This window comes from Methylobacterium sp. C1, from assembly GCF_001854385.1.
In the GTDB taxonomy this organism is placed as follows: Bacteria; Pseudomonadota; Alphaproteobacteria; order Rhizobiales; family Beijerinckiaceae; genus Methylobacterium; species Methylobacterium radiotolerans.
The window spans coordinates 5,832,603-5,849,900 of the sequence record NZ_CP017640.1 but is presented as its reverse complement, the minus strand read 5'-3'; the positions used below and the strand labels follow the sequence as shown (position 1 = coordinate 5,849,900).

Here is a 17,298-nt window from a genome sequence, read left to right as displayed (position 1 = left end):
TCCCGGGCGGTCAGGCCGAACGGACGGGGATTCGGGCGCGGCAGGCGGGGCCGGGGCCGGCGACCGGCCCGATCTGCGTCACGGCCACGTCGAGATGCGTCTGGGCCCCGCCGAAATCGGCCGCCTCGTCCCCGTAGAGACAGTGCTGCGCCGCGGATCGGAGCGTGCGCAGGGCCGCGCCGGCGGCGGAGAACACCGTCACGGCGTAGGCGTCCGGCTCGTCGAGCGGGATCTCGGCCGGCTCCCAGGCGTCGCCGTCGCGGCGGGCCCGGCGGATCCAGGAGAGCCGCACGCCGTCCGCCGCGCGCCGCGCGCGCAGGTGGACCGGCCGCAGGGGCGTCAGGGCCGCGAGGCCGGCCGCGGCGGTGAGCTCAGTGACGGCCGGATCGGCCGGATCGCTGTCCGCCGGCCCGATCCGGTAGCGGAACGCGCGGCCGACCTCGTCCAGCCGGTCGACCAGGGGCGTCACGGCGCCGTCGTCGAGGCGCACGATCAGGCTCCCCGCCGGGCTGACGCGCCCCGCCGCCGCCTCGCTGCCCGCGAGCCCGCGCAGGAAGCCGGACAGCCGGTAGGTGTCGGGCCCGGTCAGGACCGCGGACGCGGCGCCGAGCAGCTCCACGGCTCCGTCCGCGCCGAGCAGGGCGAACAGGTTGCCCCCAGCGAGCATCGCCCCCTCCCCGATCGACGCGAGGGCCGCGCCGCGCCGCAGGGCGACGTCGAGGTGGACGCCCCTCTGGATCCGCCAGAGCGGGCCGGCCGGCAGCGCCGACAGGGTGCGCCCGAGGCAGGCCGGGTAGTCGACGACGCGGTGCAGGGCGAGCGGCCCGTCGCCCGCGGCGCGCCAGATCGCGACCGCGCCGGGCCAGGGCTCGGCCGCCACCGCGCAGTATTGCAGGGTGACCGGGTCGCCGCGGTCGACCGGCAGGTCGAGGGCGAGGGCGAGCGGCGGTCCCGGGAAGGCGGGCGGCGCCACCGCCGCCTGGGCCATCGGGCGGGGCACCCCGCGCCCGGGCCCCGCCCGGGGCGGCACGCCGCTCGCCTCGATCCGGCGGCCCGTGGGCGCGTCGTCGATCCGGTCGATCCGGCGCAGGACCGTGCCGCCGGGCACGTCGGCCGGCACCGCCACGAGGTCGCCGGGCTCCAGCTCGACCCGGCGCGGGCTCACGGTGAACACCGCGCCGTCGCGGGCCGCGATCAGCCGGTCGAGCAGCGCCTCGGCGAGGCCGTCGCCGGTCTCGCGGCGGGTGACGATCGCCGCCTCGATCCGGGTCTCGCGCCGCCGCTGGCCGGCGGGCCGCACGGCCGAGGCCGCGGCGCGGCGGTAATCCGGGCTCTCGGAATCGGTGATCCCGAGCTCCACGGAGCGCGGCAGGGCGCTCTCCTCGGCCCGGACCTGGTGCAGGACCGGCCGGTCCTCGGACAGCCGGACGAGGTCGGCCTCGGCCAGGACCGCGGGCCGGTCGCGGCGGGGACCGCGCAGCCGCAGGGTCCCGGCCACCGCCGAGACGTCGAGGCCGTAGACCTGCGCCAGGGTCTCCAGGGCGCCCCGCGCCGTGAGCGGCCGGTCGATCACGTAGCCGTCGAGATAGGCGGCGGCCTCCACGGAGACCGGCGCGTCGAAGCCGAAATCCGCGAGGATCTTCAGGACCAGCAGGTCGAGGTCGCAGCCCTCGATCCGGCCGGTGATCCAGTGGCCGACGCGCCAGTTGGCGGCGTCGGCCCACACGCCCCGCACCGTCGGGAAGGCGGGGAAGGGCCGCGCGTCCCAGGCCCAGACGAAGATCCCGTCGGGATCGACCATGCGGCCGCCGTAGACCGGCGAGACCGGGTTGTCGGCCTCCCGGAAGCCCGGCACGGCCGGGTCGAACCGGGCGATCACGGCCTCCAGCCCGCGGAGCTGGATCAGCTCGTCGCGCAGGGCGCGGGATTCCGGCGGGAAGGCGCTCTCGGACGATTTCGGGTCCGGGAAGACGTTGGGGCCGTTGGTGCCCTTGTCCACCGCCGGCACGCCGATCTCGGTGAGCCAGATCGGCTTGCCGGCCGGCACCCAGGCGGTGGTGCGGGTCTCGACGCCGCCGTCGCGCTCCACGTGCGGGCTCGACCACCACGCGACGAGGTCCTTGGCCCGGTAGATCCAGGGCTTGCCGGCGGCGCCGTCGGTGATCGGCCGGCGCCGCTGGGCGGCGCGGTCGGACGCGTCGGCGTAGTACCAGTCGAAGGCCTCGCCGGACGCGCCCCGGGCCTTCAGATAGGCCCGGTCGGCGATGTCGCCGGTCACCGCGAGGTCGGCGTGGTCCGGGTCGTCGCGCCAGTCGGAGACGGGCGGGTACCAGTCGATCCCGACGGCGCCGATATTCGGGTCGGCGAACAGGTCGTCGAGGGGGAAGCGCACCGTGGCGCCGCCGTCGCCGACATGGGCGCCGTACTCGGTCCAGTCCGCGCCGTAGACCAGGGTGACCGCCGGGCCGAGGCGGTCGCGGAGCGCGGCGGCGAGGTCGCGCAGCGCGCGCACCGCCGGGTAGCCGGCCGCGCCGCGCACCCGGGTCAGGCCGACGAGCTCGCTGCCGATCACGAAGGCCGCGAGCGGCGCGCCCGAGGCCGCCCAGCCGGCCGCGAGGTCGGCGTAGTGCAGGACCGCGGCGCGGTAGCCGCCCGCGAAGAAGGCCGCGACCTGCGCGTCGGCCGCGGCGGTGCCGTCCGGGCTCCCCGGAACGCCGGGAGCCGGATCGCAGGTGATGCGGCCGCGCCAGGGATAGGCGGGCTGCGCGGCGCCGGGGCTGTGCGGATCGGGCAGCGCGTTGCCGGCCGGCACGTCCATCATGACGAACGGGTAGAGCGACACCGCGAGCCCCCTTCGCGCCAGCTCGGCCACCAGCCGGGTCAGGCCCGCATCCGCCGGGGTGCCGCCGTAGGCGGGGCTGCCGTCCGGCAGGGTCGAGACCGTCTCGGCCCGGTCGCGGGTGATCCCGGCGACCCGCCAATCCTCCGGCCGGGCGCGCTTGTCGGCGGCCTCGACCTTGGGCACCACCCGGCAGGATCCCGCCCGCAGGTCGGTGCCGAACCACGTCGCCACCACGGCGACCCGGCGCAGGTTCGGGCAGAGTGCCTGGAGGGCGTCGAGCGAGGCGACGACGTCGGTGCCGCGCTGGAGCTGGTGCCGGTTGGCGGCCTCGGTGCGGCCGAGCCCGAGATCGACGGTGACGCGGTCCGGATCGAGGCCGAACTCGCTGGCGCCGGGGATCAGGTCGACGGCGCGCACCCGGTCGAACAGGCCGTTGACCGGGCGGATCACCTCGAAGGCGAATTGCGGGACGCGGTTGCCGAAGGCCGCGAGGGCCAGGTTCTCGAACACCACGTAGGCGAGGCCGCGATAGGCCGGCGCGTCCCCGGCCCCCTCCTTGGCGACGATCAGCGGGTCCGGCTCCTGGCCGGGGCCGCCGGTATGGACCCGCAGGGTCAGGCCGGCCTGGTCGATCTCCCGGCCGTCCGCCCAGATCCGGCGGACGCAGGCGATCTCGCCCTCGCACAGGCCGACCGCGAGGTTGGCGAAGTAGCTGTAGCGGGTCGTGACGGTCTTCGGGCCGCCCGCCAGGCCGCCCACGCCCTTGGCGGGTGCGGCGGCGCGCTGCACCGCGGTGTTGGCGAGCTCCAGCGGACGGGTCGCCCAGATCAGGGTGCCGCCGATCCGCGCCCGCCCGTAGACCCGGGGGATCGGATCGCCCTCGGTGGAGGTGAGCCCGGCGACGTCCGCGAGCCGCGGCCCCTCGACGAGGCGCGCGTGCCGCCCGGACCCCGACAGGGCGCCGCCGAGGGCCGCGCCCGCGACCGAGCCGAGCGCCCGCCCGACCAGGCCGCCGATCGGGCCGCCGAGGGCGGTGCCCGCGGCCGCGCCGGCCGAGGACAGGATCAGCGTCGCCATGACGGGGCTCCGGGCCAGTTTGATGCGGATCTCGGGTGGGCTTTATCGGGCGAGCCGACCCATCGGGCTCTCGGTGGCGCCGCGCCAACCCTGTAAAGGATCGCCGCGACCGCTGGGGGCTCAGAGAAGCTGAAGCCGCGCGGACCCTGGGACCTCGGCGAGCCCGCGTGTCGGATCTGGGGCGCGGAGCGATCCATCTGCGCGGCATTGACCTGCCCGTCGCGGCGACCGCAACGCGGGCAGCGCGGGGTCAAGGATCGAACTTCCTGCCGTCCCGGAGGCGTCAACCGTCCGAGGCCCGCCCCTCAGTCCGGGACGAATCCGGTCGGAGTTTTCCGGAAGCGTGTGTCACCGACACCGTAGCCGCGGCCGCCCCGCTCCCACCGGACGACATAACCGTCCGACGTCGGATAGCCGCAGATGAGACGCATCCATGGAAGGCGCTCCTGCTCGGGACCAATGACATCCGTTCTGAGAAACGGCTCGCCGGGATCCGCCATGCGCCCTGGCAACGCCCTCACTATTCCGCCGGGAAGCTCGGCCTGCTTCCTGGCGATTCGAGCGTCCGAAGAGCCACATTGAATCGCGGGATCCACCGGCTGGGCATGCGCCGCGATCGAAGACAGCGCAGGGATCAGCCAGAGCAGGATTGACTTGAGGCAGATCGGCATATCGACCCGAGGGATCAGGGCACCATCCATCGGCCGCGCCGTCTCGCAGCCTGCGCGCCCTCCTCACAGGCCTGCTGACGCGGCCGCCCCAAGCTAGACTCGAAGTCGGAGCCTGTCTCGCCCGCGAAGCTCAGCGGCACGTGGTGCCGTCGATCGGCGACGACCGACGAATCCTGCTCCAGACCCTCCGCAAGTCCGGCCATCTCCGGAAACCGGAACACCCCCGTCGCGTGCCGCCGCCACCACGCGGTCAGCGCCACCTCGGCGACCGCCGCCCCGTCGTGGGCGTGGATCATCGCGCCGTCGCCGGTGGCGATGGCGCAGTGGCGGGCCGGCAGGTGGCGGCGGAAGGCGAAGAGCAGGACGTCGCCCGGCCGCGGCGCGCAGGCCGCGGGCCTATCCGGCACCGGCACGAGGTGGCGGGCGGCCGCCTCGGTCAGGGGGTCGGTCCCGGGCGCGGCCGATTCCGCCCAGGTGCCGGAATAGGGCGGCGGCGCCTCGGGCTCGGCGCCGTAGAGCCCGCGCCAGACCCCGCGCAGCAGGCCCAGGCAGTCGCAGCCCACGCCGCGCAGCGACGCCTGGTGGCGGTAGGGGGTGCCCAGCCACAGCCGCGCCTCGCCGAGCGCCGCGACACCGATCTCTCGGCCGATCTCCCGCCGCATCGCGCTCATCGGAACAGGCTCCCGCCGTCGAGGACGTGGTCCGAGCCCGGGACCGACCGCATCACCGCGTCGTTGCCGGGCATGTGCGGGAAGCCCTGGAAATTGACCGCGTTGGCGAAGCGGTCGCGGCAGGTGGCGAGGCGCTTGTCGCACCCGGCCGTGAGGCTGAACCCGTCGCCGGGATCGACCGGCCGGGGCGGCGCGGTCCAGAGCTCGATCAGCGGCCCGAGTTGGAGGCGCACATCCGCCGCGAGCCCGGCATTGGCGCCCGTGGTCCAGGTCAGCCGCCCGCCGGTGAACAGGCCGTCCGCGAACGGTCCGGCGAGCGTCGCCGCGAGCGTGGCCGGCTCCGGGACGCCGGTCACCCGGCCGGCGGTCGTCCACGCGCCGCGGTCGACGCGGCAGCGCCCGTCCCCGAGATCGGCGCCGCAGGTCGCCCGGTAGGTGCGGCCCCGCTCGGCGCCGAGCCGGTGCGTCAGGCCGCGCAGCTCGGCCACGAAGGCGTCCCCGTCGCGGCGCACCTCGCCGATCGTGGCGACGTCGAGGAGGAGCCGGGTCTCGGGCTCGGTCCAGTCGACCAGCCAGGTCTCCACGGCGGCGCCGTCGTAGAGGCCGCCGGCGATGTCCGCCTCGGTGAGGCCGAGGCCGCTGAGCGCCCCGGCGACGTCGCCGCCCGAGACCGCGAAGCCGAGCTCGGCGCCGGCCTCGGCCGCCTCCAGCCCGGTGCGGGCGGCGTGGACGAGGCCCGCGACGGTGAGGTCGCGGTCGTGGTCGGTGAAGCCGAGGGCGAGCCCGTCCCGCCGCCGCAGGGACCAGCAGCGGCACAGGGTGGTCACGCCGCCGGCGAGGTGGGCCGCGAAGGCCTCCGGGATGTCGCGCATGGCGTCACGCCTCCTCAGGGCACGATCTCGACGAGCGGCACCCGCGGGATCTCCCCGGCCGTGAAGGCGGCCAGGTCGACGGTCAGCGCGTCGGTGTCGAAGCGGACCGGCACGTCGAAGCTGAAGCCCGCCGTCACCGCGGTGCCGGGCGGCGGGACCTGGCCCGCCGCGAAGGTCACGAGACCGGTCGTCGGGTCGCAGGCGAAGCCACCGGGCTCCACCTCCCGGCCCGCCACCGCGACCCGGACGCTGCCCGCCACCGGCTTGGCGATCCGGCGGCGGTAGGGCGCGAAGCCGGACCCGTAGGTCTTGAGCAGCGGGAAGGACGCGGTGGCGCCGTCGCCGGTGCCGAGGGGCTGATCGAGGGGGCCGATCGGTCGGCCGGGCGGTCCGGACCGGCTGTCGACCCGGTCGCGGAACCGGAAGCCGTAGAGCCGCCCGCGCCGCTCCTCGAAGAAGGCCAGCACGGCGTGCAGGGCGTCGAGGCCGCGCATCCCGAAGCCGGCCTCGTAGCGGCGGCGGGAATCGGCCCAGCGGCCGTTCCGGTGCTCCCGGCCCGAGGCCAGGGTCACGATCTCGGTGAGCCGCTGCGGCCCCCCGCCGGCGCGCAGGGACACGTCGAGGGGGAACAGCACCTCGTGGAAGTCTTCGGCCATGGCGGGCCACTCCGGTTGGGGTCGCGCTGTTGCCGCGCCGGTCGTCCGGGTCCTCACCGTCGTCGCGCGCAGCGAAGCGACCCAGGGCAGCGCGACATCGGTGACCGTGGCGCCGCGGGATCGCGTCGCTCCGCTCGCGGGGACGATCGCGGTGCCCCGCCTCGGCCGGCCCCCGCGCGACGTCGGGGAACGTGATCGCCGCCGGACGGGACCGGCTGAAAAGAGTCTTCCGGGCGAGACCGGAAAATAAAAAACTCCGTTCATCGACAAAGGACAGCGATCGATCGAAGATCGACGTGCCGGAGCGTAGGTCGTCCGAAGTTCTCCCGGTCCGAACACCTCGGTTCATCGCGCGATCCGCGCATCCCGTCGCCGCCCTGCCTGGGAAACCTTTCGATGAGCGCCGTCCCCCAGCCCCTCCACGCGCCTGTCCCCGCCCTCGACATCCGCCGCGTCGCCGGCCGTCTCGGCGCGGAGATCCGCGGCCTCGCCCTCTCGGGAGACCTGGACGACGGGACGGTCGCGGCGATCCGGCAGGCGCTGAACACCCACAAGGTGGTGTTCTTCCGCGACCAGGACCTCGACGAGGCCGGGCAGGAGGCCTTCGGCCGGCGCCTCGGCGACCTCGTCGCGCATCCGACCGTCCCCTCCCTCGCCGGCACGGCGGGGGTCCTCGACATCGACGGCAGCCGGGGCGAGCGGGCGAGTTCCTGGCACACCGACGTGACCTTCGTGCCGGCCTACCCGGCGCTCTCGATCCTGCGGGCCGTGACGCTGCCGCCCTACGGCGGCGACACGCTCTGGGCCAACACGGCGGCGGCCTACGCGGACCTGCCCGAGCCCCTGCGCGACCTCGCCGACAAGCTCTGGGCGCTGCACTCCAACGTCTACGACTATGTCGGCGGCCGGGTGAACGTGTCGGAGGCCGGGCGGCGGCGCTACGACGAGGTGTTCACCAAGACCGTGTTCGAGACCGAGCACCCGCTGGTCCACGTCCACCCGGAGACCGGGGAGCGCTCGCTGATCGTCGGCCACTTCATCCAGCGGATCCTGGGCCTGACCACCGCGGATTCGCAGCATCTGCTGGCGATCTTCCACGACCACGCGACCCGGCCCGAAAACACCGTGCGCTGGTCGTGGCGGACGGGCGACGTGGCGATCTGGGACAACCGCGCCACGGTCCACCGGGCGGTGGACGATTACGGCGAGGCGCCCCGCGTGGTCCGCCGCGTGACGATCCAGGGCGTCGCGCCGGTGAGCGTCGACGGCCGCACCAGCCGGGCGCGGGAGACGCAGGCGCGCGAGGCCGCGTGACCCGCGACGGGCCGCGCGGCGGCCGTGCCGGCCGCCGTCACGTCGCCCGCTGGCCGCGCGCCACCGCCCGGGCGAGGCTCGCGGTCACCTGCGCCTCCGAGCGGCGGAAGGCCCCCGGATCGGGGGTCGCGATGTTGACCGTCACGGAGACCGGCCGCGTCGGGGCGCCGCCCGCGGCGACGCCGAGGCGCCCGTCCGGCCCGCGGCCGAGGGGCAGGATCGCCTCCGGGCCGGCCTCGCCCATGAGGCCGGCACCGCCCGCCATCGGGAAGTAGGTCGGGGCGGCCACGACGCCCCCGGCGGCGAAGGGCTGGACGCGGCCGCCCCGGAACACGCCGCCCCGGGCGAAGCCCGTCTCCGCGCCGGAGCCCAGCATCGCGCCGACCAGGCCCGTGAGGCCCGACTGGATCGGCCCGGCCGCCGCCCGCGCCGCCACGCCCGCGAGGCGCGCCCCGATCGTGCCGAGCACGCCGTCGAGGCTGCGGCCGGACGCGGCCCCCCGGGTCAGCGCCGTGTCGAGGCTGCGGCCGAAACTCTGCGCCAGCCGGTCCAGGGTCTCGAGCTGCCGGATGCGGTCGTCGGCCTGCGGGTCGGTCTGCGCGTCGGTCTCAGCCATGGCGGCGCCTCACGGTGGGTCGGGATGGGCGGCGAGGAGCCGCGCGAAGGCGGCCCGGGTCAGAGGTTCCGGGCCCGCGCGCCGGCCGAGCGCGGCGGCGAACTCGCGCGGCGTCGCCGACCAGAAGTCGCGGGGTCGCCAGCCCAGCGCGCCGAGGCCGAGGGCCAGGGCGTCGTCCCAGGGGAAGCGGTCCGGGGCCGGACGCGGCGGCTTGTCCGCGCCCGGCCCTAGGGAGGGTTTGCCGGGCCCGGCGCCTCCCCGCCCGGCGCTTCCCCGAAGGCGGCCGCCAGGACGTCGCCCAGGGCGACCGAGACGGCGTCGAGCCCGCCCGCCAGCGGCAGCCGCGCCACCGCCGCGTCGTCGAGGTCGTGGCCGCCGCCCCGCAGGGCGACGCCCAGGAGGGCGATCAGGTCGCGGGCCGAGACGCGCCCGCCCGCGAAGCGCGCGGCGAGGCCCGCGAGGTCGCCGGCCTGGAGCGCGGCCTCCAGCTCGGCGAGCGCCCCGAGGGTGAGGCAGAGGGTGTAGCGCCGCCCGCCGAGGGTGAGCGGCACCTCGCCGCGGATCCGGTTGGCCACGGCGCTCAGACCGCCGCGAAGGCGAGCGCGCCGCCGGATTCGAGGCTCATGTCGAAGGTGACCTCGCCGGCATGGTCGCCCCGGTACTCCAGGCTCGCGATCTGGAACGGACCCTCCAGGATCCCGAAGGCCGGGATCACGATCTGGAACGCCTCGACCGCGCCCTCGAAGAACAGCAGCCGCAGGCGCGCGTCCGAGGCCTGGTCGCGGAACACGCCGGAGCCGGCGATCGCGGCCCGCCGCACCCCGGCCCCGGCGAGCAGCTCGCGCCAGCGCCCGGCGGAATCGGCGTTGGTGACGTCGACGGTCTCGGCGTTGAGGGTGATCTGGCGGCTGCGCAGGCCCGCCACCGCCGCGAAGCCGCCCGCGCCGTCGCCGGCCCGGATCAGCAGGTCCTTGCCCTTCTGCGCGCCCATCGGCACCCTCCTCACAGGTTCTCGGTGACGGCCTCGACCGTCAGGGTCGCCCGCGCCTCGCCGGTCCGGGCGTCGCGGTGGGCGCGGACGGCCCGCACCCGGAGGGTGACGAGCCGGCAGCCAGCCAGCGGCAGGACGAGGGGCGTCGCCCCGTCCGCGAGCAGCGCCGCCATCCGCGCCGCGGCGTCGAGGGCGGTGCGCACCGAGCCTGCCTGAGCGATCACCGCGATCGCGTGGCTGTGCCGGTGGCGCTCGGCGCCGTCGACGGACGCGTCGGTGATCTCGGACTCGCCGAACAGCGCGTAGACCGGGAGCGTGCCCCGCGGCGGCTCATCGTAGAGCCGGACCCGGCCGCCCAGGAGGGCGGCCAGGGCGGCGTCGGCGGCGAAGCGGGCGATCAGGCCGGCGCGGAGCGCCAGGAGCGGGCCCGGATCGCTCACGACCGGCCCTCACCGGGCAGTTCCTCGACGTGACAGACCAGGTCGCGGCCCCGCGCGTCGGGCTCGGCGACGGCGCGGATCGCGAAGCGGCGCGGCCCGGCGGCGAGGCGCATGGTCGGGTCGAGCGCGGCCCGGCTCCGCAGGGTGACGCGGTAGGCGGGCCGCGTGTCGGTGCGGCCGCCGGCCGGGCGGTCGGCGAGCCCCGCCGGGGCCATGGCGCCCCACAGGACCGGGCCGGCCACGTAGCGGCGCAGCACGCCCCCGAACCCGTCCGGCTCTTCCAGGGGCCGCTCGAGCACGAAGCGGCGGCGCCGCGCGCCGAGGGCTGGGCGTTGGGGCGAGATCGCCATCGGGGCAGCTCCGGGTGCGAGGATCACAGCCGCAGGCGCCGGAACGGCGCGGCGAGGGCGGCGGTGTCGGTGCGGGCGGCGTCGGGCTCGTCGCCGCGATGCTCGTAGCGGGCGGCCGCGAGGCGCAGGACCGCGAGGCGCAGGGGCTCGGGGAGCGGGGGCCCGTCGCCGCCGTACCCGGCCGCGACCTCGATCAGGATGGTGCGGCCGGCGGGATCCGGCGCGGACGGGTCGACCCGCAGGGACGGCGCCCCGTCCGGGTCGGGGCCGAGGCGCACCAGCCCGGCGTCGAGGTCGGTGACGCCTCCGGACGGATCCGCGAGGCCGGCGCGGAGGACCGCGACCAGCGGGCTCAGGGGCAGCGGCACCTGCCCGTCGGGCGGCCAGGCGGACAGGGCGATCCGGTACCGCCCCGGGACCAGGATCCGCCGGGTCTCGACCTCCAGGCTCGCGCGCGCCGCCGCGATCAGGGCCTGGAGCAGGCCGTCCTCGTCGGCGCCCGCGTCGGAGTCGACGCGCAGGTAGGCGCGCAGGTCGGGCACGCCCACCGGCTCGACGGCGGCGGCGGCGATGCGTAACGGGATCATCGCGCGTCTCTCTGCAGGTGGTCCGATGACGATCTCGAAGCGCCGCCCCGCGGCCCGCGCCGCGCCGGCGACGGCCCTGACGGCGATCCTGGCGGCGATGCTGACGGCGATCCTGGCTCTCGCGGCCGTCCCGGCGCGGGCGATCGTCGGCGGCACCGAGGCGCCGGCCGGCGGGGCCGTGATGGTCCTGTCGTCGAGGGGCGGCGTCTGCACCGGCGTGGTGCTCGCCCCCGACACGGTGCTGACCGCCGGCCACTGCCTCGCCGACGCGCGGGAGCACCGCGTCCATTTCCGCGACGCCGCCGGGGCGCCCGTGCTCGTCGACGTCGCCGCGCAGGCGCTCCATCCGGGCTACGATGCCGGCGCGGCCGCGGCCCGGCGGCGCTCCGTCGACCTCGCGCTGCTGCGCACCGCGACGCCGCTGCCCGCGCGCTTCGCGCCCGTGACCCTGAGCGCCGCCCCGGCGCGGGCGGGCGAGACCCTGACCCTGGCGGGCTACGGCGCGGCCAGGCCCGGCGACCCGCGCTCCACCGGCACCTATCGCAGCCTCGGCCTGCCGGTGATCGAGCCCTACGGGCCGAGCCGCATCCTGGTCTGGCTCAAGGGCGCGGGCGGCGGCGCCTGCCAGGGCGATTCCGGCGGCCCGATCGCGGGACCGGACGGGGCGGTGCTGGCCGTGTCGGCCTGGATCGGCGGCGCCTGCGGCGGCCTGACCCAGGGCGTCCTGGTGGGGCCGCAGCGGGGCTGGATCGACCGCGTGCTCGACGGCTGGAACCGGACGGCGCGCTGGGCGCAGTAGCGTCGCGGCGCGGTGCGCGCAGGGAACCTCAGCTTGGCCGGGCTATTGCCTTGCTCTAGGCTCGCTTCCTCTAGGGTGCCGTGCCCTAGGCCGTCTCGGCGCCGCCTCCGGCGTCCCCCACCCGCGCCCGCGCGCGCCCGGAGTTCCCGATGTCCCCTCGCCCGATCCGAAAGGCCGGCCCCCGCGAGCGCAGCCTGCGCGGCGGCCTGTGGGGCGGGATCCTGGGCCTGTCGCTGCTCGGCGCCCTCGGCGGCCTGCTGCCCACGCCCGCGGCGGCGGTGATCAACGGCACGACGACGCGGGACCCGAACGGGGCGCGCAGCTTCGTGGTGCGGATCGAGAGCACCGAGGGCGAGATCTGCTCGGGGACGCTGATCGCCCCGGACCTCGTGCTCAGCGCGGCCCACTGCGTGATGCGGCCGGCCGGCTACACGGTGATCAGCGTCGACCGGAACTTCCGCCAGCACCGGACCGCGGTGATCACCGCCTCCATGCACCCGGACTTCGTGCCCGGGACGACCCCCGAGGACCAGCCCGGCGTCGACCTGGCGCTGCTCAAGCTCGAGCAGCCCCTCGGCACCGATTTCGTGCCCCTCGATCCCCGGGGCGCGGCCTCGATCACCGACGGGCAGCCCGTGGACATCGCGGGCTTCGGTGTGGTGGCCGAGAATCGGCGGAACTCGGCGCGGATCCTGCGGCTCGCCCACCTCGTGTCGATCGGCTCGCTCCAGGTCGCCAACCGGGTGACCGTCGTGACCGATCGGCGGCGCATGGCGGAGACCTCGGGCGCCGGCGCCTGCCTGGGCGATTCCGGCGGCCCGATCCTGACCGGCGGCCCCGGCGGCTACCGGATCGTCGGCGTGGTGAGCTGGTCGAGCGGCGCCCTGCAGCAGGGCGCGCGCCGGACCGCCTGCGGGGGCTTCACCGCCGTGACGCCGGTCGCCGAGCATGCCGGCTGGATCGCCGCGCGCTCGGCGGAGCTGTCGCGCATCCAGGTCGGCGAGACCGCGCCCCGCGGCAACCGGTCCGACTGGATGGCCCGCCCGGGCCGCCGGCGCTAGAACGGCCCGGCCCCGCCGCGGCAAAGCCGCCGCCCTCCCGCGGATCCTTCGCGCCTGCGGGAACCTGGGGGCCGATCGGCACTTTTCGCATCCGAACCTTACCGGCTCACGGAGCGAGAGCATGGCCGACACCGGCACCAGCAACACCCCGCGGACGCACAAGACCCGCAACAACACCGACTCGAACGCCAAGAAGGTCTCGATCGAGGCGCTCAACGCGCGGCTCGCGGACGGCATCGATCTGGCCCTGGCGATCAAGCAGGCCCACTGGAACCTCAAGGGCCCCCAATTCATCGGCGTCCACGAGATGCTCGACGGGTTCCGCACCCAGCTCGACGAGCTGAACGACAGCGTCGCGGAGCGCGCGGTCCAGCTCGGCGCCACGGCCTTCGGCTCGACCCAGGCGGTCGCCGAGCGCACCAAGCTGCCGGCCTACCCGACCGGCATCTACGCCATCGCCGACCACATCGCCGCGCTGATCGACAGCTACGCCGCCTACGCCAACGCGGTGCGGCAGAACATCGACGAGACCGACGAGGCCGGCGATCCCGACACCGCCGACCTGTTCACCGAGATCTCGCGGGCGGTCGACAAGCACCTCTGGTTCCTCGAGGCGCACGTGCAGGAGCCGACCGGCACCCTGCGCGACGGCAACGCGGGCCGCTGACCGCCGACGCGGGCCGCGGCCACGCCGCGGCCCGCCTTGCCGTGGGCGCTCAGGAGAACTTCAGGAGCTTGAGCGCGTCGAAGTCCTGCACCCCGCCGCCGACGCGCCTGGTGGTGTAGAACAGCACGTAGGGCTTGGCCGAGTACGGGTCGCGCAGCACCCGCATCCCGGTCCGGTCGACCACGAGGTAGCCCCGGCGGAAATCGCCGAAGGCCACCGACAGGCTGTCCTTGGCGAGATCCGGCATCGCCTCGGCCTCGGTGACCGGGAAGCCGACCAGCGTCGCGGCCCGGCCGGCGGCGAGCGGCGGCTGCCAGAGATAGTTGCCCTCCGAGTCCTTGAACTTGCGGATCGCGCTCTGGGTGCGCCGGTTCATGACGAAGCCGGCATTCTGCCGGTAGGCCGCGCGCAGCCCGTAGATCAGGTCGAACAGCACGTCCCCCGGGCTGGCCGACGGGTGTGAAAAGAAGGTAAGTTCGGCCGAAGCATGCGCTAATGAGTTGTTTTTGTTAGAGAATTTTTTGAGCGATCGACTTTTTCCCCTGAAGTTTGGGAGTGCCACCACCGAAAGTCTGGGTAGCAACGGGTTTTCTTTTCGCCTATCACAGCCTCGGGGAGACCACAGATGGAAAAAAACCCGCGCCTAGGCGCGGGTCCGTAATGGTCGGGATTTAATTGCTAGAATATGATGGTGTTAGATTGTAGTTCCTCCTGACTCTGCACCTTCTTTCCCTGCTTCAGCACCACCATACTTCCTGCGATTGATTTTAAATCGTCAATTTTATACAAATGGCATCCTCTAGCCGGATTTTTCCTCCCCGTGTTCATAAGCCGTCGATAATATCCTCCTGTCACGAACGTACTTTGCACGCCTCGTCGGCGCAACGCAGCATGGAGAGCGTTGGTTTGGACGCCAATTTTCCGAGCCAAAGATGATACGATAATGTAATTCTTTTCAAATAAAATTATACTGGATGCATCTATGAGACGATATTTCCCTCTTACAGGAGGTGATCTTACTGCTATCAGATGCCCACTGCTTATCAACGCATCTAGAGATTGACAGCCAATCCCAAAATATTTTGCGGCAAAATTGAAACTGAAACCTGATGAATTCGCACGAAGTTTCATGACCGAGTCTAAATCGACATGGATCTCGGGAATCGTATCGACTCCACGCAACCGAAACGCCGGCAGGTGGCCACTTAAGATTTCCGAAGCCAAATCGGCAAATGTCATCGAAAAATAGCGCGCGGCGTGTCTCAAGCCAACGGCATAAAAATTTTTTGGGAATTCCTCTACTTCCGTCGCAGATGAAATCATACGCTGCGAGAAATCGACGATATCATTGTTCCAAAAGCGAAAAGCACCATTGTTTCGCTGACTCACGATCGGGGATATCATTTCGGCGCCGACGAGTGACAAAGCTTCCTTGCGAGTGAGGCCAAGGGTCTGCTGAAGCTTTGCGAGATTTACGCTGTTTGCTGCCTTGCGGAGAATCAAATCGTTCTGCTCGTTTGCTGCAAACAAGGTGGCTTCAAAAGGTGCGTCCAAGTCGTTCGGGATCACGCCAGCTTCCGTGAGAAGACGTGAAACTGTCCCCTGGGTAAGCCCGAATTTATTCGCCGCCGACGTCACACTCCAGAAGCGCCGGTCTGGCAGAGCCCTGCCAAACACCACAGTTCCCGCCGGCAGGGCCGTGGTCGAGAAGACCTGCTCCGCCGCGATATCCCGAATAGGATCGAAGGCCGGCCCGGCATGCGTGAGCCATCGATAGAAGGCGCCCAGATCGGGACTGTGCGACGCCCGGCCGGGAGATCCGCGTCGTTGTTTGATCCACTGCTCGAAGGCATCGGGGCCGCCCGCGAGGACTGAAAATCCGACGCCTCCCGCGCGCCACCATCCGTCGCTGTCGACCGAACACCAGGGCACTTCCTGTCCGATCGTTTCCAAGTATCCAATCGCCTCAGAGGTCTTTGCGACGACGTGCAGGGGCAGACCGTCCAGGAAGGGATCGCCCGTATCGCGGGCCCGAAGCCGTAGGCGGAGATAGTCCTCGAGCCTCGAGCATTTACGGGCAGCGAGACCGAAGGCGAGCCTGTCGAGGCGCGAGAGGAACGGCTCGTACCGCCTTGCCAGATCATGGGAGCGCGTCTTCTCGGTGGCATGTGTCAGCGTCGCCAGGGCGAGGCCATGCTCGGGGCAGGTCCTGAGCGACGCCACGTGCCACCAACCCCTTCCGAACGCAGCGGTGGCTGGATTTCGGGCGCCTCGGGCGTCGTTCGCGAGGCACATGGCGCAGGCGCGGATTTCCGACCTCGACAGCGCGCTCTTCGGCAGCGGCACCCCGCCGAGAGTGAACCCATCTTCGCCTTTGCGGAAACTGTTCGCGAGGAGATGCATGTGGTCGACGTCAGCGGCCTCCGACAACGAGCGGATCGTGTCGTCTCGCCCCACTAAGACGTGACCGAACAAGGCGCCATGCGCCGCACAGAATTCCATGGCGTTCGAACAGCCCGACCTCACGGCGAGACGGGAAACGAAGGAGTGGGCGGATTCGCCCTCTCCCAGTTCCAACGAGCGATAGATCCGCGAGAACGGCATAGTCAGCTTCTCCTCGAACCTTTCTGGCGGTCGGCTGCCACACCTACCTCCGTCGTGGCCTCAAGCGCGTTGCCGAGAAGCTTCTGGACATCGATCTTCCACCACTGCGTTGCGAGATAGGGATTGGCCAAGGCCGGCCACGCATATCTGCGATGAAGAGCATCCGCGAATGACGCGACGCGAATAGTCCGATCCTGCGAAGTGAGCGCCAGATTGACGGCGTCCATGATGATTTCGACCGACCTACCGAATGCGCGATTGCAAGCATGACCGTGTCGAAACACGAACTCCGCATCTTCCGGTAGGTCTATCTTGAGGCCGTAGACAGCCGCGTACCTTGCGATGAGGGGCCGGATGGAAGTGGTCAGCTCGACGTCCGACATGGGTTTGAAATGAACGGTCGCGTTCAGTCGGCGAAACATGCCCCCTTCGGTTTCAAACAGAGGCGCGATCTCCGGAGTACTCGATATCAGCAGACCGAACGGGCACCCCTTCCAATCCTGTATCTCTGCGAACTTGTCGCGAATACCAACGAATTCGGATTTGGAAGCAGACCTTCCAATCCGATAGCTGTCATCGATATGTATGATGTAGCGCCCTGAGGCCTCCCAGTTGCGTATCACCATATTCCAGACCTTCGTATTCACGAGACTTGTGCGTGGATTTAGTCCCGCCTCTTCCAGGATGTGCTCGCCGAGCGATCTATGGGTTCCTTGAGAATTCGCATTGAACGTCACAATCGGACAGTCGGAAAAGCGCTCGCCGTATCCTGGAAAGAGGTCGGGATACGACCGAATTGCCATTTTGATCGCATAGGTCTTTCCTGCCCCCGGCTGGCCGACGCAGAACAGGCTTGGCGCCGTCAGGTCTTCCATGACCTTGTCGGAGAAGGCTTCCCACGGCGCCTTCCGGGCCTCCTCGACAGCCTCGAACCGTCGGCAATATGCATCCCAGGCGGCTCTCGACAATGCTATGTTTTTGCGGGCCAACGCCGTCTCCGAGAGAAGCTTTAGTATCCCCAGACAGGTCTCGTGGTAGACGGGAGTTTCAAGCTGTATTTCACGGAGTCGAGACATCGTT

The 17,298-nt window shown here is 72.3% G+C and carries 17 protein-coding genes and 2 pseudogenes; 4 read left to right on the top strand and 15 right to left on the bottom strand.

Annotated features, from left to right (window positions below):
* Positions 1–10: 10 nt before the first annotated feature.
* From BKE41_RS26895 to BKE41_RS26875, 5 genes and pseudogenes are all read right to left on the bottom strand, one after another.
* Positions 11–3,919, bottom strand: coding sequence for a glycoside hydrolase/phage tail family protein (locus BKE41_RS26895; RefSeq protein ID WP_071000408.1), 3,909 nt, complete (start codon positions 3,917–3,919; stop codon positions 11–13).
* 305 nt (positions 3,920–4,224) lie between these two features.
* Positions 4,225–4,620 carry a hypothetical protein gene (locus tag BKE41_RS26890; RefSeq protein ID WP_071000407.1) on the bottom strand — a complete coding sequence of 132 codons (396 nt, stop codon included), beginning with the start codon at positions 4,618–4,620 and terminating at the stop codon, positions 4,225–4,227.
* Positions 4,621–4,793: 173 nt separating this feature from the next.
* A pseudogene (locus BKE41_RS26885) lies at positions 4,794–5,261 on the bottom strand (NlpC/P60 family protein); the annotation flags it as partial.
* Positions 5,258–6,133, bottom strand: a complete 876-nt coding sequence (locus BKE41_RS26880; RefSeq protein WP_012321887.1) for a DUF2163 domain-containing protein — start codon at positions 6,131–6,133, stop codon at positions 5,258–5,260. The gene BKE41_RS26880 and the pseudogene BKE41_RS26885, both read right to left, overlap by 4 nt.
* Positions 6,134–6,147: 14 nt before the next feature.
* Entirely contained in the window at positions 6,148–6,789 is a 642-nt protein-coding gene (locus BKE41_RS26875) for a DUF2460 domain-containing protein (protein WP_059409911.1), read from the bottom strand.
* A 396-nt stretch (positions 6,790–7,185) separates the two neighbouring features.
* On the opposite strand from BKE41_RS26875, the gene BKE41_RS26870 reads away from it, so the two are divergent.
* A complete protein-coding gene (locus tag BKE41_RS26870; RefSeq protein WP_053622349.1) occupies positions 7,186–8,103 on the top strand; it encodes a TauD/TfdA family dioxygenase in 918 nt (305 codons plus the stop codon).
* Between the two features lie 37 nt (positions 8,104–8,140).
* On the opposite strand, the gene BKE41_RS26865 is transcribed toward BKE41_RS26870, so the two are convergent.
* From BKE41_RS26865 to BKE41_RS26840, 7 genes are read right to left on the bottom strand one after another with little or no spacing between them, the layout of a single operon-like run.
* A complete protein-coding gene (locus BKE41_RS26865) occupies positions 8,141–8,719 on the bottom strand; it encodes a phage tail tape measure protein (RefSeq protein ID WP_071000406.1) in 579 nt (192 codons plus the stop codon).
* A gap of 9 nt (positions 8,720–8,728) precedes the next feature.
* Positions 8,729–8,887 (bottom strand): phage tail assembly chaperone, encoded by a 159-nt coding sequence (locus BKE41_RS30655; RefSeq protein WP_076730264.1) that lies wholly within the window; start codon positions 8,885–8,887, stop codon positions 8,729–8,731.
* A 59-nt stretch (positions 8,888–8,946) separates the two neighbouring features.
* Complete coding sequence (locus BKE41_RS26860) at positions 8,947–9,294, bottom strand: gene transfer agent family protein (protein ID WP_053622351.1); 348 nt, start codon at positions 9,292–9,294, stop codon at positions 8,947–8,949.
* A gap of 5 nt (positions 9,295–9,299) precedes the next feature.
* Positions 9,300–9,710 carry a phage major tail protein, TP901-1 family gene (locus tag BKE41_RS26855; protein ID WP_012321882.1) on the bottom strand — a complete coding sequence of 137 codons (411 nt, stop codon included), beginning with the start codon at positions 9,708–9,710 and terminating at the stop codon, positions 9,300–9,302.
* Positions 9,711–9,721: 11 nt separating this feature from the next.
* Positions 9,722–10,150, bottom strand: a complete 429-nt coding sequence (locus BKE41_RS26850) for a DUF3168 domain-containing protein (RefSeq protein WP_012321881.1) — start codon at positions 10,148–10,150, stop codon at positions 9,722–9,724.
* Positions 10,147–10,500: a head-tail adaptor protein gene (locus tag BKE41_RS26845; protein ID WP_012321880.1), complete on the bottom strand. Its 354-nt coding sequence runs from the start codon at positions 10,498–10,500 to the stop codon at positions 10,147–10,149. Before BKE41_RS26845 ends, BKE41_RS26850 begins: the two co-directional genes overlap by 4 nt.
* A 23-nt stretch (positions 10,501–10,523) precedes the next feature.
* Entirely contained in the window at positions 10,524–11,087 is a 564-nt protein-coding gene (locus BKE41_RS26840) for a phiE125 gp8 family protein (RefSeq protein ID WP_029361546.1), read from the bottom strand.
* A gap of 25 nt (positions 11,088–11,112) precedes the next feature.
* Between BKE41_RS26840 and BKE41_RS26835 the strand changes: the two genes are divergently transcribed.
* From BKE41_RS26835 to dps, 3 genes are all read left to right on the top strand, one after another.
* Positions 11,113–11,886, top strand: coding sequence for a trypsin-like serine protease (locus BKE41_RS26835; RefSeq protein WP_024828359.1), 774 nt, complete (start codon positions 11,113–11,115; stop codon positions 11,884–11,886).
* A 149-nt stretch (positions 11,887–12,035) separates the two neighbouring features.
* The gene (locus BKE41_RS26830; protein ID WP_012321877.1) at positions 12,036–12,947 is read left to right on the top strand and encodes a trypsin-like serine protease; all 912 of its coding nucleotides are present in this window, start codon (positions 12,036–12,038) and stop codon (positions 12,945–12,947) included.
* Positions 12,948–13,068: 121 nt separating this feature from the next.
* Positions 13,069–13,614, top strand: a complete 546-nt coding sequence (dps, locus tag BKE41_RS26825) for a DNA starvation/stationary phase protection protein Dps (RefSeq protein ID WP_012321876.1) — start codon at positions 13,069–13,071, stop codon at positions 13,612–13,614.
* Between the two features lie 49 nt (positions 13,615–13,663).
* Here dps and BKE41_RS26820 read toward each other — a convergent pair.
* The 3 genes and pseudogenes from BKE41_RS26820 to BKE41_RS30645 form a co-directional block, all read right to left on the bottom strand.
* Positions 13,664–14,077, bottom strand: a pseudogene (locus BKE41_RS26820) (phage major capsid protein); the annotation flags it as partial.
* A gap of 215 nt (positions 14,078–14,292) precedes the next feature.
* On the bottom strand, positions 14,293–16,218 hold the full coding sequence (locus BKE41_RS30650) for a TniQ family protein (RefSeq protein WP_083374458.1): 1,926 nt from the start codon (positions 16,216–16,218) through the stop codon (positions 14,293–14,295).
* Between the two features lie 2 nt (positions 16,219–16,220).
* A complete protein-coding gene (locus BKE41_RS30645) occupies positions 16,221–17,294 on the bottom strand; it encodes an ATP-binding protein (RefSeq protein ID WP_083374457.1) in 1,074 nt (357 codons plus the stop codon).
* Positions 17,295–17,298 lie beyond the last annotated feature (4 nt).